This window comes from Aggregicoccus sp. 17bor-14 (assembly GCF_009659535.1).
In the GTDB taxonomy this organism is placed as follows: Bacteria; Myxococcota; Myxococcia; order Myxococcales; family Myxococcaceae; genus Aggregicoccus.
Map to the genome: position 1 here is coordinate 42411 of NZ_VJZZ01000016.1, position 14908 is coordinate 57318.

13 protein-coding genes are annotated in these 14908 nt (G+C 72.4%); 11 read left to right on the plus strand and 2 right to left on the minus strand.

Translation table 11 applies throughout. The features are described from left to right. Positions 1-80: 80 nt before the first annotated feature. The 3 genes from FGE12_RS24935 to FGE12_RS24945 all read left to right on the plus strand — a co-directional run bounded on the left by FGE12_RS24935 (position 81) and on the right by FGE12_RS24945 (position 2279). Positions 81-650 (plus strand): hypothetical protein, encoded by a 570-nt coding sequence (locus tag FGE12_RS24935; RefSeq protein ID WP_153869107.1) that lies wholly within the window; start codon positions 81-83, stop codon positions 648-650. Positions 651-762: 112 nt separating this feature from the next. Further along, on the plus strand, positions 763-1893 hold the full coding sequence (locus FGE12_RS24940; protein ID WP_153869108.1) for a phosphatidylserine/phosphatidylglycerophosphate/cardiolipin synthase family protein: 1131 nt from the start codon (positions 763-765) through the stop codon (positions 1891-1893). Between the two features lie 2 nt (positions 1894-1895). Then, on the plus strand, positions 1896-2279 hold the full coding sequence (locus FGE12_RS24945; RefSeq protein ID WP_153869109.1) for a hypothetical protein: 384 nt from the start codon (positions 1896-1898) through the stop codon (positions 2277-2279). Between the two features lie 382 nt (positions 2280-2661). Here FGE12_RS24945 and FGE12_RS24950 read toward each other — a convergent pair whose 3' ends face one another. Then, positions 2662-3543, minus strand: coding sequence for a pyridoxamine 5'-phosphate oxidase family protein (locus tag FGE12_RS24950; RefSeq protein ID WP_153869110.1), 882 nt, complete (start codon positions 3541-3543; stop codon positions 2662-2664). A gap of 164 nt (positions 3544-3707) precedes the next feature. Here FGE12_RS24950 and FGE12_RS24955 point away from each other — a divergent pair, with 164 nt between their 5' ends. The 8 genes from FGE12_RS24955 (at position 3708) to FGE12_RS24985 (ending at position 14165) form a co-directional block, all read left to right on the plus strand. Next, the gene (locus FGE12_RS24955; protein WP_153869111.1) at positions 3708-6122 is read left to right on the plus strand and encodes an ABC transporter permease; all 2415 of its coding nucleotides are present in this window, start codon (positions 3708-3710) and stop codon (positions 6120-6122) included. Between the two features lie 85 nt (positions 6123-6207). Continuing rightward, positions 6208-7662: a sigma-54 dependent transcriptional regulator gene (locus FGE12_RS24960; protein WP_194798247.1), complete on the plus strand. Its 1455-nt coding sequence runs from the start codon at positions 6208-6210 to the stop codon at positions 7660-7662. 2 nt (positions 7663-7664) lie between these two features. Next, positions 7665-9047 carry a PAS domain-containing sensor histidine kinase gene (locus FGE12_RS24965; RefSeq protein WP_153869113.1) on the plus strand — a complete coding sequence of 461 codons (1383 nt, stop codon included), beginning with the start codon at positions 7665-7667 and terminating at the stop codon, positions 9045-9047. 161 nt (positions 9048-9208) lie between these two features. Further along, positions 9209-9988, plus strand: coding sequence for a hypothetical protein (locus tag FGE12_RS24970; RefSeq protein ID WP_153869114.1), 780 nt, complete (start codon positions 9209-9211; stop codon positions 9986-9988). A gap of 890 nt (positions 9989-10878) precedes the next feature. Then, complete coding sequence (locus FGE12_RS30735; RefSeq protein WP_255449948.1) at positions 10879-11004, plus strand: hypothetical protein; 126 nt, start codon at positions 10879-10881, stop codon at positions 11002-11004. A 184-nt stretch (positions 11005-11188) separates the two neighbouring features. Continuing rightward, complete coding sequence (locus FGE12_RS24975; RefSeq protein ID WP_153869115.1) at positions 11189-12157, plus strand: DUF6624 domain-containing protein; 969 nt, start codon at positions 11189-11191, stop codon at positions 12155-12157. A gap of 122 nt (positions 12158-12279) precedes the next feature. Then, positions 12280-12945, plus strand: a complete 666-nt coding sequence (locus FGE12_RS24980) for a hypothetical protein (RefSeq protein ID WP_153869116.1) — start codon at positions 12280-12282, stop codon at positions 12943-12945. Positions 12946-13055: 110 nt separating this feature from the next. Further along, a complete protein-coding gene (locus tag FGE12_RS24985) occupies positions 13056-14165 on the plus strand; it encodes a DUF695 domain-containing protein (protein ID WP_194798248.1) in 1110 nt (369 codons plus the stop codon). A gap of 21 nt (positions 14166-14186) precedes the next feature. Here the strand turns inward: FGE12_RS24985 and FGE12_RS24990 are convergent, their stop codons facing one another. Continuing rightward, entirely contained in the window at positions 14187-14828 is a 642-nt protein-coding gene (locus tag FGE12_RS24990; protein WP_153869118.1) for a hypothetical protein, read from the minus strand. Between the last annotated feature and the right edge of the window lie 80 nt (positions 14829-14908).

A 14908-nucleotide genomic window follows, 5' to 3' on the forward strand; every position in this document is an offset into this window, starting at 1 on the left:
CCCGCGTCCTCCCTCTCCCTCTGGGAGAGGGTCGGGGTGAGGGAAGACTTCGCTGGCCTGCGCGCCGTAGAGTGCGCGACGTGTCGGTTTCCGCCGAAAAGCCGCTGAAGCTCTCCGCACGCGTCCTGGTGGAGCAGGGCGTGTGGGGAGCCGTGGCCGTCATCGGCGCCTTCGTCTTCGAGGGACTCGCCGGGCTGCTCGACTCGATCGGTTACACGACGAGCGGAGCAATGGGCGACTGCATCGGCGTGGGCAGCAAGGTGGGTGCGCTCGCGGTCTGTGCCCTGCTCGCGATGTCGGCCCGCTGGTATGGACGGAGGGCGTGGCCAGGGCTGTGGGCGACCATCGTTGCAGTCGAGAGCCTGCGCTTCATCCCCTCGCTCGCCATCCTGGCGTTCATCGCGAGCAAGGGGTCTTTGGTGCCAGCGACCTGGAGAGAGTGGTGGAACTCCGCTTTTCTCTGGTGGCCACTGATGGCGCTCGCATGCGTCGCCTCTGCGTGGATCCTCACGCGCAAGCCGCGTCAGGACATGCGCCAGGTAGCGGTGTCCATTCTCGGTGGCCTGACCTTCATCGCGCTCGTGGCTGCCCTGCGGAGCCTCGAGCCGTTGCTGCCATGGGCGTGGCTCGTCGCGATTGTCGCTCGGTAGCTCTTCGAACCCGATTCTCGCGTATCACTCCCCACTTGCCCGTGCGTGTGGAGCAGGCGCAGATGGGTCATCCACCGACGCAGCAGGGTGCGCCGTGGGAACCTGACCGTCCATGACGACGACGCTCGCACCCCCCACGCAGGAGGCCAGTGGCCAGCACCTGCACCTGCTGGACGGGGGCGCGGAGGCCTTCCCGCGGATGCTCGCGGCGATCGACGCGGCGGCGCGCTTCGTCCACCTGGAGGTCTACACCTTCGAGCTCGACACCATCGGCACGCGCTTCCTCGAAGCCCTCGAGGCGGCGCTGCGGCGCGGCGTGCGGGTGCACGTGCTGGTGGACGGGTGGGGCACGGCGCGCGACGCCGACGCCATCCGCGATCGCCTGCGCGCCGCCGGTGCGCGCGTGCGCGTCTACAACCCGCTTCGCGTGCTGCCCACGGGGCGCTCCTGGCGCAACCACCGGAAGATCCTCCTCGTGGACGGGCAGGTGGCCTTCATCGGGGGCATCAACATCGGGGATGCCTACGCGGGCACGGCGGAGCGGCCGGGCTGGGCAGACCTCGCGCTGGAGCTGCGCGGTGAAGTCGCGGCGCAGCTCGAGTCGCGGCTGCACGCGCGCGCCTCCCGGCTGCAGGTGGGGCGCGTGCAGGTGCACCTCGCGGGCTTTGGCGGAGGCCTGCGACTCGAGGCGCGCTACCGAGCGGCGATCGAGAGCGCGCGCGAGCAGGTGACGATCGCCCACGCCTACTTCCTTCCCGAGGGCGGACTCGTGCGGGCACTCGCGCGCGCAGCGGCGCGGGGCGTACGGGTGCGGCTGCTGCTCGCGGGGCGCTCGGACGTGCCGCTCACGCGGCTCGCGACGGGGCGGCTCTACCGCAAGCTGCTGCAGGCGGGCGTGAGCGTGCACGAGTGGGAGTGCAGCATCCTGCACGCGAAGGCGGCGGTGGTGGACGGGCGGCGACTCCTGGTGGGCTCCTTCAACCTGGATCCCTTGAGCCTCGTGAACCTCGAGACGCTGGTCGAGGTTGACGACGCGGGCGTGGCAGCGCAAGGGGACCGCTGGATGGAGCGCCACCTCGCGGCTGCTCGCACGCTCACGCTCGCGGACCTGCCGCGTCCGGGGCTGCGGCGCTGGGTGATGGACCTGCTGGGGCTGCTTCTCGCGCGGCTCACCGGAGCGGCGGCGCACCTGCTGGGCTGGCGGCTGCGGCGCCGGCCCGTGCTGCCGCGGGGGCAGGGTTGAACATGAACTTCGAGATTCACAGCCGACCGTGGCCGGACATCGTCGGCTTCTACCGCGACCTGGTCGAGAACCACGGATGGGAGCTCGAGGGCATGTTGAACCTGGTGTGCCAGCTCGCCGCATCCCGCTACGCGCAGGGCCATCTCTACGGGGCGACGTCCATGGAGCGCCTGCTGCTCGCGCAGACGCCGACCTTCGAGTACCAGCGCGAGATGCTCCTCATCGAGCCGTCGCGAGATCGGCTCGTCTTCACGTACTTCGAAGAGCCCTACGTCTCCGTGCGCTGGACGAAGACCTGCGCCCCGGAGGCCGGATTCTCGGCGCTCGAGCACTTCCTCGTCGACGTGAAGAAGTGGTGGAGGGAGCAACCTCCGCCCAGCCAGTAGACCCTCGAGCCCGGTGGCATGGACGCCCGGCTCGGCAGGAAGAGGACGGAGTGTTCCGATAGGTGGCGTGCTTCGCGCCCAGCTCGCGACGGCATCGCCCTGCGACATGCTCAGGGGAAGCACAGGTGCGGCACCTCCAAGTGGCGCGGCATACCCCTCTCGTTCGCAGTGCTGTGCGTCGCTAAATACAAACCTAGGGAGTTTCGAAATCTCCCGAGGTTTGTATTTAGCGTCGCACCGAAGTCCGCCCGACAGGGGCTCCTCCCACTGCGCGCCCCCTGAGCCTCCCGCACGGCACCGCCCCGATGTGCCCGACGTAAGCGCTTCAACCACCCTCCATCCGCGTCCTTCCCTGCATGCGCGCCTCGAGCAACCGCGCGGCTCACGCGTGAGGGGGCGGATCGAATGGCGAGTACGACTCGAAGCGCCACCGCAGCGCCGTCTCGCGCGGACGCTCCTCCACGCTTTCGATGTCGAAGCGCAGCAGGCGCTCCGCACCTGGGAACTCCGCCTGCCGCGGGTCGTCCCAGAGCACCTGGCCGCGGCCGAGCAGCTCTGTCGCCGAGCCGCGCGCGAAGTCCACGAGGAGCAGCGCCGCCTGCGGGCTGAGCTCCACATTGCCGAGCGAGTTGAACATCGCGTTGCCCTTGTAGTCAGGCACGAGCAGCTGCCCCGGCGCGGGCTGATGGATGAAGCCAGGCCTCCCGCCACGGTGGGACGCATCGAGCCCCAGCGCGCGGCTGCCGGTGGCGATGAAGAAGGTATCCGCCTGCGCGATGCGCTCGGCCAGCGGCGCGAGCGCCCCGGGCTCCGCGCCGACGTGCACGAGGCCGCGCGCCTGGATGTACTTCGGGCAGTTGCCGTACACCTGCTCGAGCCGCAGTCGAGCGCCTCCCTCCCCGGACGCCTCGAAGGTGCCGTTGAGCCGCACGCGGCTGCGCGTCGCGAGCTCGATGGCGAGCAGGCCGAAGGGGTCACCCGGACGGAGCCCCAGCGCGCCCACGTCCGCGAGCAGCTGCACGTGCTCGGCATCGAGCGGCTCGAGCACGGGCCGCTCCGGAGCCCCGCTGTCCACGAGCCGCAGCCGGGGGCGCTCCTCCGCATCCAGGTACGCGAGCAACACGAAGGGCTGCTCCGCGAGGAAGTCGCCCAGGTGCTGCGAGAGGGCGGGGCGGATGCCGCGGCCCACGCGCTGGGCCAGGGCGCTGACGCCTGCGCGCTGCTGCAGGGTGAGCTCGCCGGAGTGGAAGGGAGAGGGGTCCATGCGCAGGGGATTCTCGGCCCCGGCGAGCGTTGCGCGCGCGAGGTGTCCGCTCCTGGGACGCGCCTTCCCACGCCCGCCCACCGAAGCCGCGGAGCGCGAGCAATTCCAGGGCCTTGTCCCCCGAAGAAGCCGTGGCACGCCCCTCGCTATACCGGAGGGTTGCGATGAGCACCTTCCTCCAGGACCTGCGCTACGCCTTGCGCCTGCTGCGCCAGGCGCCCGGCTTCACCCTCGCTGCGGTGCTGGCGCTCGCGCTGGGCATCGGGGCCACCACGGCGCTCTTCAGCGTGGTGCACGCGGTGCTCCTGCGGCCGCTGCCCTACGCGGACGCCGAGCGCCTGGTCATCGTGACGGACCCCAGCGCGCAGCCCGGCAGCCAGCGCTACAGCCTCTTCGAGCGCGACGAGCTCGCGCGCGGCGCCACGCAGCTCTCGAGCCTCACGGCCTACAGCAACACCGCACTCGCGCTCACGGGGCTCGGGGATGCGCAGCAGGTGCGCGGCGTCCTCACCGACGGGCCCTTCTTCGAGGTGTTCGGCGTGCAGGCGGAGCTGGGCCGCACGCTCGACCCGCGCACCCCCGAGGCACCGGAGGTGGTGGTGAGCCACTCCTTCTGGGCGCAGCAGCTGGGCGGCAGCCCGCAGGCGCTCGGCCGCACGCTCACGCTCAGTGGCCAGCCCTACACGCTGGTAGGCGTGATGCCGGACACCTTCGCGGTGCCCAACACGCGGGCGCAGCTGTGGCTCACCCAGGCGAGCACGCCCAACGCTTCGCAGCAGGCGGCGCGCACCTCGAAGGGCTGGCGCGCCTTCCAGCTCACGGGACGGCTCGCGCCGGGGGCGAGCCTCGCCTCCGCGGGCAGCGAGCTCGCGGCGCTCGGCGAGCGGCTCGCGGCCACCTACCCGGACACGCAGGGGGACCTGCACCTGGGCGCGGCGAGCCTGCACGAGGCCACGGTGGGCAACGTGCGGCTGCTCCTGTGGGTGCTGCTGGGCGCGGTGGGCTTCGTGCTGCTGCTCGCGGCCTCCAACGTCGCGCACCTGCAGCTCGCGCGCGCGGCGGTGCGGCAGAAGGAGCTGGCCATCCGCATCGCGCTGGGGGCGAGCCGCGGCCGGCTCGTGCGCCAGCTGCTCACCGAGAGCGTGCTGCTCGCGCTGCTGGGCTGCGCCCTGGGGCTCCTGCTCGCGCTGTGGGGCACGGACGCGCTCGTCGCGCTCGCGGGCCGGGCGCTTCCGCGCGCGGGTGAGGTGGGGATGGACGGGCGGGTGCTCCTCTTCGCGCTCGCGACGGCGGTGGCCACGGGCGTGGGGGTGGGGCTGGTGCCCGCGCTGCAGCGCAGCCAGCAGAGCCCGCAGGCGTCCCTGGGGCGAGGCAGCGCAGAGGCGTTTCGCGGCCGCACGCACGGGGTCCTGGTGGTGGCCGAGGTCGCGCTCGCGCTCGTGCTGGTGCTGGGCGCGGGGCTGATGCTCAAGAGCTTCTACAAGCTGCAGCAGGTGGACCCGGGGGTGGACGCGGAGGGCATCTACACCGGGCGGCTCAACCTCACCGGCACGCGCTACCAGGAGGACGCGGCGCTGCTCGCCTTCCAGCAGCAGCTGCTCGCGCGGCTCGCGGCGCGCCCGGAGGTGGCGGGCGCCGGCCTGGGGCTCAGCGTGCCGGCCGGCGCAGACCAGCGCGGCAACAGCTACCGGGTGGAGGGCACCCCGGAGAACCTGGCGAACCCGCCGCAGGCGATCACCAACGTCGTGAGCCCTGGCTTCCTCGAGACGCTGCGGGTGCCCCTGCGCGCAGGGCGCCTGCTGCAGAAGAGCGACGACGTGGCTGGAGCGCCGCAGGTCATCGTGGTGAGCGAGGCCTTCGTGCGCGCGGCCTTCCCGGACCAGGACCCGCTGGGCAAGCGCATCTCCATGGGCCAGGTGGAAGGCAAGCCGGACTGGTACACGGTGGTGGGCGTGGTGGGGGACGTCGCCTACGACGGCCTCGACACGGCCCCAGGCCCCACGCTCTACCAGCCCAGCGTGCAGTCGCCCTACCGCGCCCCGCAGCTGGTGGTGCGTGCGGCCGGGGGCATGCCGGTCGAGCGGCTCGCGGGCGTCATGCGCGAGGAGCTGCGCGCGCTGGACCCCAGCGTGCCGCTGGGCGACGAGATGACGCTGGAGGCGATGCTCGCCCGCGGGCTCGGCGCGCCGCGCTTCCGCACGCTGCTGCTCGGCGTCTTCGGCGCGCTCGCGCTCGTCCTCGCGGCCGTGGGCATCTACGGCGTCATGAGCTACGCGGTGGCGCAGCGCGCGCACGAGATGGGCGTGCGCATGGCGCTGGGCGCGCAGCGCCGCGACCTCCTCTCGCTCGTGGTGGGGCAGTCGCTGCGGCGCGTGGGGCTGGGGCTCGCGGTGGGGCTCGCGCTCGCGCTCGCCGCGCACCGCAGCATCGCGGGGCTGCTCTTCGGGGTCGGTGCCCTGGACCCCGCCGTCTTTGCCTCGGTGCCCGCGCTGCTCGCCGGCGTGGCGTTCGTGGCCAGCTGGCTGCCTGCCCGCCGGGCAGCCGGAGTAGACCCCGCCGTGGTCCTGCGCCGCGGCTAGGGAACAGTCCCCTCTCCCTCCGGGAGGGGGAAGGGGTGAGGGATGTCCCCCCACCCGAGACCTTCTGGTTAGAGTGGTGACCGCCGTGTCCCAGCCTGCTTACGAGTCCGCCTCCCCCGTGACCACCCCCGCTCCCGCCCCCGCTCCGCAGCAGCCACGCATCCTCGTCGCCGACGACCAGGCGGACGTGCTCGAGGCGCTGCGCCTGCTGCTCAAGCGCGACGGCTTCTCGGTCGTCACCACGCAGTCGCCCGCCGGCGTGATCAGCGCGCTGGAGGGGCAGGACTTCGACCTGCTGCTGATGGACCTCAACTACACGCGCGACACCACGAGCGGGAAGGAGGGCTTCGACCTGCTGCAGAACCTGCGCAGCCACGACGCGAACCTCCCGGTCATCGTGATGACGGCGTGGGGCAGCGTGGAGGGCGCGGTGGAGGCGATGCGCCGCGGGGCGCGCGACTACGTGCAGAAGCCCTGGGACAACACGCGCCTGCTCGCCACGCTGCGCACGCAGCTGGAGCTGGGCCGCGCGCTCAAGCGCACGCGCCGGCTGGAAGAGGAGAACACCCACCTGCGCGCCAAGGGCGAGCGCCCCGCCTTCCTCGGCGAGAGCCGCGCGATGCTGCCGGTGAAGAAGCTCATCGAGCGCGTGGCGAGCAGCAGCGCGAACGTGCTCATCACGGGCGAGCACGGCACGGGCAAGGAGGTGGTCGCGCGCTCCCTGCACGCGCTGAGCGGGCGCGCGGGCACCCCGTTCGTCGCGGTGAACGCGGGCGGCCTCTCCGAGGGCGTCTTCGAGAGCGAGCTGTTCGGCCACGTGAAGGGCGCCTTCACGGACGCGAAGAGCGACCGCATCGGCTGCTTCGAGCTCGCGGACGGGGGCACGCTGTTCCTCGACGAGATCGGCAACATGCCGCCCAGCCAGCAGGCGAAGCTCCTGCGCGTGCTGCAGACGGGCGAGCTGCACCCGGTGGGCAGCAGCAAGGTGCGCCGGGTGAGCGTGCGCGTGGTGAGCGCGACGAACGCGGACCTGGGCAAGGCGGTGGAGGAGGGGCGCTTCCGCGAGGACCTGCTCTACCGGCTCAACACGGTGGAGGTGCAGCTGCCGCCGCTGCGCGAGCGCACCGAGGACATCCCCATCCTCGCCTCGCACTTCCTGGACGTGCAGGGCCAGAAGTACGGCCGGCCCGGGATGCGCTTCGACTCGGGCGCGCTCGAGGCGCTCATCGCCTACACCTGGCCGGGCAACGTGCGCGAGCTGGAGCACGCGGTGGAGCGCGCGCTGCTCATGGCCCAGGGCGACACGGTGGGCGCCGAGGACCTGCTGCTGCGCCGGCGCGGCGGCGGCGAGGGCGGCAGCGCGCGGCTCGAGGAGATGACGCTGGAGGACGTGGAGCGCCACCTCATCCAGAAGAGCCTCGTGCGGCACGCGGGCAACGTGAGCGACGCGGCGCGCGCGCTGGGCCTCAGCCGCAGCGCGCTCTACCGGCGCATGCAGCACTTCGACATCACCAGCGCCGCCAAGGGTCAGAAGGGGTAGGGATGAAGAGGCGGCGCCAGCCCCTCAAGCACGACGTCCACGTCCTCCTCCTCACGCTGCTGGCGGGCCTGCCCGGCTCCGTCACCGCGCTGTGGATCCTCTGGGACGGGGACTTCAGCCTGAAGGTGCGCTGGACGCTCTCCGCCCTCATCCTCTGCGTGTGGGGCGGCGCGGCGCTCGCGGTGCGCGAGCGCGTGACGCGGCCCCTGCAGACGGTGAGCAACCTGCTGCTCGCGCTGCGCCAGGGCGACTACGGCGTGCGCGGGCGCGGCGGCCGGCTCAACGACCCGCTCGGTGAGGTCTTCCTCGAGGCCAACGTGCTCGGCGAGACGCTGCGCGAGCAGCGGCTCGGCGCGCTGGAGGCCGGCGAGCTGCTCTCCAAGGTGATGGAGGAGATCGACGTGGCGGTGCTCGCCTTCGACGAGGGCGCGCGCCTGCGGCTCGTGAACAAGGCGGGCGAGCGGCTGATGGGCAGGGGCCGGCGCGACCTGCTCGGCCAGGCGGCGGAGGCGCTCGCCCTCGGGGAGCTGCTCGAGGGCGCGGCGCCGCGCCGGGTGAGCCCCACCTTCGCGGTGAGCACGCCGGGCCACGAGGGCGGCCCCTACGAGCTGCGCCGCTCCTCCTTCCGCCAGCACGGCCTGCCGCACACGCTGGTGGTGCTCGCGGACCTGGGCGCGGCGCTGCGCGAGGAGGAGCGCGAGGCGTGGAAGCGGCTCATCCGCGTGCTCAGCCACGAGATCAACAACTCGCTCGCCCCCATCCACTCGATTGCCGCGGGCCTGCAGGACGCGCTCACGCAGCAGCCGCGCCCCTCGGACTGGGACGAGGACGCGGCGAGCGGGCTCGCGGTCATCGCGCGGCGCAGCGCGAGCCTCAGCCGCTTCATGAGCAGCTACGCGCGGCTCGCGCGTCTGCCGCCACCTTCCCTGGGCACCGTGGCCGTGAGCGAGTGGGTGCGGCGCGTGGCGAGCCTGGAGAAGCGCCTCGCCGTGGAGGTGCGCGCGGGCCCCGAGCTCACGCTGCGCGCGGACGGCGACCAGCTGGAGCAGCTGCTCATCAACCTGGTGCGCAACGCGGCCGACGCGGCGCTGGAGACCCAGGGCCGCGTCTGGTTGTCGTGGAGCGTGGTGGCGCCCGGAGCCCTCGAGGTGTGGGTCGAGGACGAGGGGCCGGGCCTGCCGGACACCGCGAACCTCTTCGTGCCCTTCTTCACCACCAAGCCCAACGGCAGCGGCATCGGGCTCGCGCTGAGCCGGCAGATCGCCGAAGCCCACGGCGGCAGCGTGCGGCTCGAGAACCGCGCGGGAGAGAAGGGCTGCCGCGCGCGGCTGCGCCTCCCGTTCGAGGTGCGCGCCCCGGCCCCCGCGCAGAACGCTACGGCCTGACCCGCGTCCTCCCTCTCCCCCTGGGAGAGGGTCGGGGTGAGGGAGTCGGGTTCCCACCTGCGCCCCTGTGCACCCGCACCACACCGTTGTAGCACCAACGGTTCAGCTTCCCGCAGAGCTGCAGAACGGTGTAAACGCCGCCCTCCCTCTGGAGGCCTCCGGTGACCGTGCTCCGTCTCGCAGCTGCGCTCCTGCTCGTGCTCCTCGCCACGCCTGCGCGCGCGCAGGACGTCGACCTGCCCGCGCTGCTCGCGCGCATCCGCGAGGCCACGCCGGGCGTGAGCTACCTGGTGAAGGAGCGGCTGCAGGCGATGACGGTGACCTCGGTCACCGAGGAGCGCGACGGCAAGGGGCGCGTGACGCACACCTACGAGCGGGTGCGGCGCATCAGCGAGCAGGAGGGCAAGCGCACGAGCGCGGTGCTGCGCGCCGTGGACGACGGCAAGGACGTGACGGCGCTGCGCCGGCGCGAGGCCGAGGAGCGCGAGACGAAGGAGGGGCCGGAGAAGAAGGAGGACGACAAGGGGATGTCCTTCGAGCTGCCCTTCACCGCGGAGAACCAGCCGCGCCACCGCTTCAGCGTGGTGGGACCGGACGCGCGAGACCCGCGCCTCCTGGTCGTGCACTTCGAGCCCGCGGGCGAGCGCGACCCGGCGGTGATGGAGGGCGAGGCGCTGGTGGATCCCACGAGCGGACAGGTGCGCCGCCTGCGCTTCCGCCCCTCGAAGTACCCGAGCATCCTCATCGACCGGCTCGACGTGGAGATGGACTTCCGCAGCCACCCGCAGGTGGGCGCGGTGCTCACCCGCATGGTGGTGGACGGCGAGGGCGGGCTGCTCTTCTTCAAGAAGCGCGGCCGCTCCACGCTCAGCTTCAGCGACGTGGTCTTCAAGCCCACGGGAGCGCCTTCGGGCGCCACCATGGTCCACGCCGCACCGTAACCGGGACGCTGTTCGCATCTGGGAAGCGCGCATCCCGCAAGCGGCGAGCGCCGAGAGCAGGCAGGAGAGCGCGCTCTGCCCTGCGGGCGTAGCCCCGGGGTCCAACGCCCCTCGTAGAGGGCTGAACCCACGGGCTTTTTCGCAGCGCCCTGGAGGCCCCCGGGCGTTGGCACGCGCCATGCTCATGGAAGGGATGTGCGGACGCAAAGGTGCGGACGCCACGAACCCCTGGAGCACACGCCATGAGCACCCTCGCCAAGAACAGCCACGACCTCACCTCCTTCGGGCTCAGCGCGCTGATGAGCGGCTACGTCCTCGGCTTCGTCGTCCTCTGCGCCCAGTACATCCACGGCTAGTGCGCGACATCCCGCGGGCCTGTCCAGGCCGCGGGAAGATGAGAGCAGGAGCCGGCGCGCAGTGACGGGCCGGCAGAGAGACCCCGGGAGTGAGGCGCCGCGCCGGAGCGCGCGTCGAGAGCCCCTTCCGGGAGTGAGCGGAGCGAGCGCCGCAGCGCACCCCGCGTAGAGCCCCTTTCACGCTTCGACTGTTTGCCCGTGTCCTCCCTCTCCCTCTGGGAGAGGGTCGGGGTGAGGGAGGCACGCTCGGCACTGTGCGCCCGTGGGACGCGAGCATCCCTAACGCATCGTGAGCAGTGCGCTGTGCACTTGTGGGACGCGCCCGTCCCGAGCGCATCGCGAGCAGTGCGCCGTGCGCCCGTGGGACGCGCGCATCCCGCGAGCGCCGCACGAGCTCCTTCGCCCGCCTGCCCGCACTGCGCGAAGACCCATCGAACTTCCGCGCACTTCGCTGCGTGCACGCGCGTGGCCCGCGCCTTGCTCTCTGCTGTCGTGTGCGCGGCGCACGACTCTGCACCGCGGAAGGAGGACGTCATGCCGCAGATGATGGAGCAGGCGAAGAAGGCGCAGCACGACGTGTCGGGGCTGGCGCTGGGGGCGCTGATGAGCACGCACGTGTTCACGCTGGTGCTGCTGTGCCTCGACTACATGGGGCGCTGATGGGCTGCCGGTGCACACAGTGGGCGTGAGGTAGGCGCCCCTCGTGCGCTGCAACTTTCCCCTGCAGCAGGATGCGCAGGGGCCGGGTCACGCGAGCCCCACGCCGGCGCATTTCCTCTGTGCGGTGTGCTCGCGGTAGAGAGGGAGACTGGCGTGAACGTCCACGCCGTTGGGAGCTCCCTGCATGCGCCTCGTCGTCAGTCTCCTCGTCTCGCTCTCGCTGGTGGGCTGTGCGCATGGCGGGCGCGAGGCGGCGAAGGCCCCTGCAGCGTCCCTCGTCGCGCCGCCTCCCGCCGCGCTCGCTCCCGAGGCCGAGGGCCGCAAGCTCGCGGGTGAGGCGGACCGGCGCGCGAGCGTGGGCGACACCACGGCGGCTCTGGAGCTGTACCGGCGCGCGTGGGAGCTCGGCGTGCGCGAGGACGCGGCGCTGTACAACGCGGCGTGCGCGGCGTCGCTCGCGGGCCAGACGGCCGAGGCGCTCACCTGGCTGCAGCGCGCGGCGGACGCGGGCTTCGCGCACGCGGCGCACCTGCAGCAGGACCCGGACCTCGCGGCTGCGCGCGCGGAGGAGGGCTTCGCGGCCGTGGCCGCCCGCGTGGCGGAGAACGAGGCGAAGCTCACCCTCGCGAGCGACCCCGCGCTGCGCGATGCGCTGCTGCAGCGCATGGCCGAGGACCAGGTGGCGCGCGCGGCGGTGGAGAAGAGCGACTACCGGGACGAGGCGGCCACGGCGCGCCTGCGTGCGGTGGAGCAGCAGAACACGCAGTGGCTGAAGGAGCAGGTGACGAAGGGCGGCTGGCCCACGCGCTCGCAGGTGGGCGAGCGCGGCGCGCAGGCGGCGTGGCTGCTGGTGCAGCACGCGGATGGGGACCTCGCGTTCCAGAAGCAGTGCCTCGCGCTGCTCGAGGGGGCCGCGGCCTCGGGCGAGGCGGCGAAGAAGAGCGTGGCCTACCTCACCGACCGCGTGCTGGTGGCCGAGGGCAAGCCGCAGCGCTACGGCACGCAGTTCCACCGCCCGGAAGGGCTGCCCGTGCCGCGCACGATGGAGGACCCGGAAGGCGTGGACGCTCGCCGCGCGGCGATGGGACTCGCGCCGCTCGCCGACTACACGCAGCAGCTCGAGCAGCTTCAGGCGGAGGTGCCGACCCCCTAGCGACGGCGGGCCCGCCGGTGTAGAAGCGCGGCGCGCGCGGGCCGACCCGCGACCACTCGTGGGGAGTGGGTGAAGTGCGGGAACGACCCGCGTCCCTCTCTGGTGTCACGGAGACGCACGCGATGCCCGTCCTCCCGCTCCTCCTCGTCCTCGCCCTGAACGCCGCGCCGCCCGTGCGGATGGGCAGCCACGGCATGGTGCTCTTCGGCCAGGGCAGCGCGCTCTACGCGAGCCACATCCCGATGTTCCACCCGCCGCACGACGTGCAGCTGCTGCTGCAGGTAGAGCTCACAGGGAAGGGCCTGCCAGCGGACTTCGCGCGCGGGCTCTACACGCTGGACCCCGAGCGCTTCGACCTGAGCCAGCTCATGGCCGGCAAGGTGCGCACGTTCCACGCGGCCCTGTACCGCGGCAGCTTCGATGGTGGCGGGACGGTGCTGCAGAAGGACGTGACGGTGCGGGTGCGGCGCGTGCTGCACGCTGCGCCCCTGAAGGCGGATGCACCGGCGCTGCCGCAGCTGCGCTACCTCGTGGTGGGCGAGGGGCGCGAGGGCTACCTCGTGCATGCGCTGGGACGCGCGCCGGACTTCGACCAGGTGCTGCGAGCGACGTTCGAGAAGCCCCTGCCCGCGGGTGTGCACGTGCTCGAGCTGCCGAGGCGGGAGAACGCCGTGGACACGCGCCTCACCCCTGGAGCGGTCCCGAACGCCACGCTCGATGGCGCCGCGACGCACCTCGAGGTCGCCCAGGAGCTCTCCTTCCTGCGCGGCCCTGACTTCACGCCGTGACAATGTCCCCTCTCCCCCCGGGAGAGGGACGGGGTGAGGGAAGGGCGCTTCACACTGCGCGCCCGCCTCTTGGCATCGCTCGCGGCACCTGCGATGAGCAGAGGGCTCCGATGACCTCCTTCCTGCGCACCACCCTCGAGCGCCTCACGCAGCGCCTGCGCCCGCAGCGCACGACACCGCCACCCGCTCCTGCGCGCGCAGTCATCCCTCTGCGCCCGCTCGCCCCCGAGGTCGCCGAGCGCATCGCGGCCTTCTGGCGCTGGTTCTCCGCAGAGCGCCCCCGCTTCGAGCACGCAGTGCGCATGGGCCTGAACCCCGAGCTGCAGGAGCTGCTCGGCGCGGAGGTGAGCGCGCTGCACCCCGAGCTGCACTGGGAGCTGGGCCGCGCGCGCGACGGCGTCATCGACCTCTCGCTCACGGCCGAGGGGAACTTCCCGCTGCGCAAGCTGACCGAGGCCTGGTGCCAGGCTGCGCCGCACGACCTGCAGGGCTGGCGCTTCCACCCCGCGCGTCCGCCCACGCCGGGCGCGACCGCCTTCACCCTCAACGTCGCGGGACAGGACGCGGCGATCGCCGACCTGCGCTGCGCCCTCGAGCCGGACGACGCCCGCGCGCGCCTGAACCTGCGCGTGTGGCACCCCGCCTTCGCCGCGCTGGAGCCCGAGGCGCGCAGCATGGTGGCGTTCCTCTCACTGGATGCACTGCTGGGCGAGGACGACGTGGAGCGCTGGGTGGGCGGCATCCAGCTCGTGGAGGAGGCGGCGGAGGCCTTCGTCCCGCCCGCCGAGCTGCAGGCCCGCGTCGCTGCCCTCGCCGCGGCTCCGCGCGACACCTTCTCCTTCCTGCAGGGCAAGAACCCGCAGGGCCGCGCGGCGATGGCCACGCTGAACCTCGCGCTCAAGCGGCTGGACCACCTGGCGTACGAGGACCAGCTCGTGGTGACGATCGCGTACCGCAACGCGGACGCGCAGGGCATTCCGCCCGCCGAGGAGCACCAGGCGGCGCAGGCGCTGGAGGACACGCTGGTGGAGTCACTCGCGGGGCTCGCGCTGCACTACGGGCACGTGGTGAGCGGCGGGCGGCTCGAGGTGCTCTTCTACGTCGCGGACAAGCGCGCTGCGGAGGGGAAGCTCGCCGCGTGGCGCGGGCGCGCGCAGGGCTGGCAGGTGCAGCGCACGTGGCACCACGACCCGGAGTGGAAGGCGCTGCTCAAGTGGTGAGGTCTCGGGGTGGAACAGCGCTCAGTGGCGCCCGTGCCACTTGTCGATGCTGGTGTCGAAAGCCGTGATGAGGTCGCGTGCACGCAGGAAGGTCTGCGGAATCGCTGCACGTCGTTGCTCGTAGGCTGACTCCGAGAACGGTGTGCCCAGCTTCTCTGCGCGGTGTTCGAGGAGAAGCCGGGACTCGTAATCGACCCATTCGCGCAGCCAGGCGCTGCGGCTCGGTTCGTCCCATCTCTCGCGCTGAGCATGACGCCAGAGGAAGCGGAACTTCTCGTGTGCAGCGATCCGATCCAGCCGCTCGATCCAGGCTCCCTTGTAAGCGACGCCCTTGCCCGCGACGAAGCGGCCGTAGGTTCCCAGCCGTAGCACCTCCACCGCGACGTTCAGGGGGGAGTCCAGGTTGGCCCTGTTGAGAAAGCACCCTCCCGTGTCCGTGTCGTAATCCGTGCGATGGGCTGCGATGAGCCGATGGGCGTAGCGCTGCGCGCGGCGGTAACGGCGTGGATCCACTGCACGCAGCAGCTCGAGCCCCTTCACCAAGCGTCTGCTCTCGGCTGGGACGGCGAAGAGCTTGAACCCGTCCACCGCGTCGTGCGGACCGTGAGCGAGCAGGGCGCGGATGACGGGCTCCAACGCGCGCACGAGAAAGCGAGGTGCCACTCAGCCGTCCTCAGGTCGGGAAGGGTATTCCGGAGACTCTGCCACAGGGACTCATGCTTCGCCCGGCACCCTCACCCTGG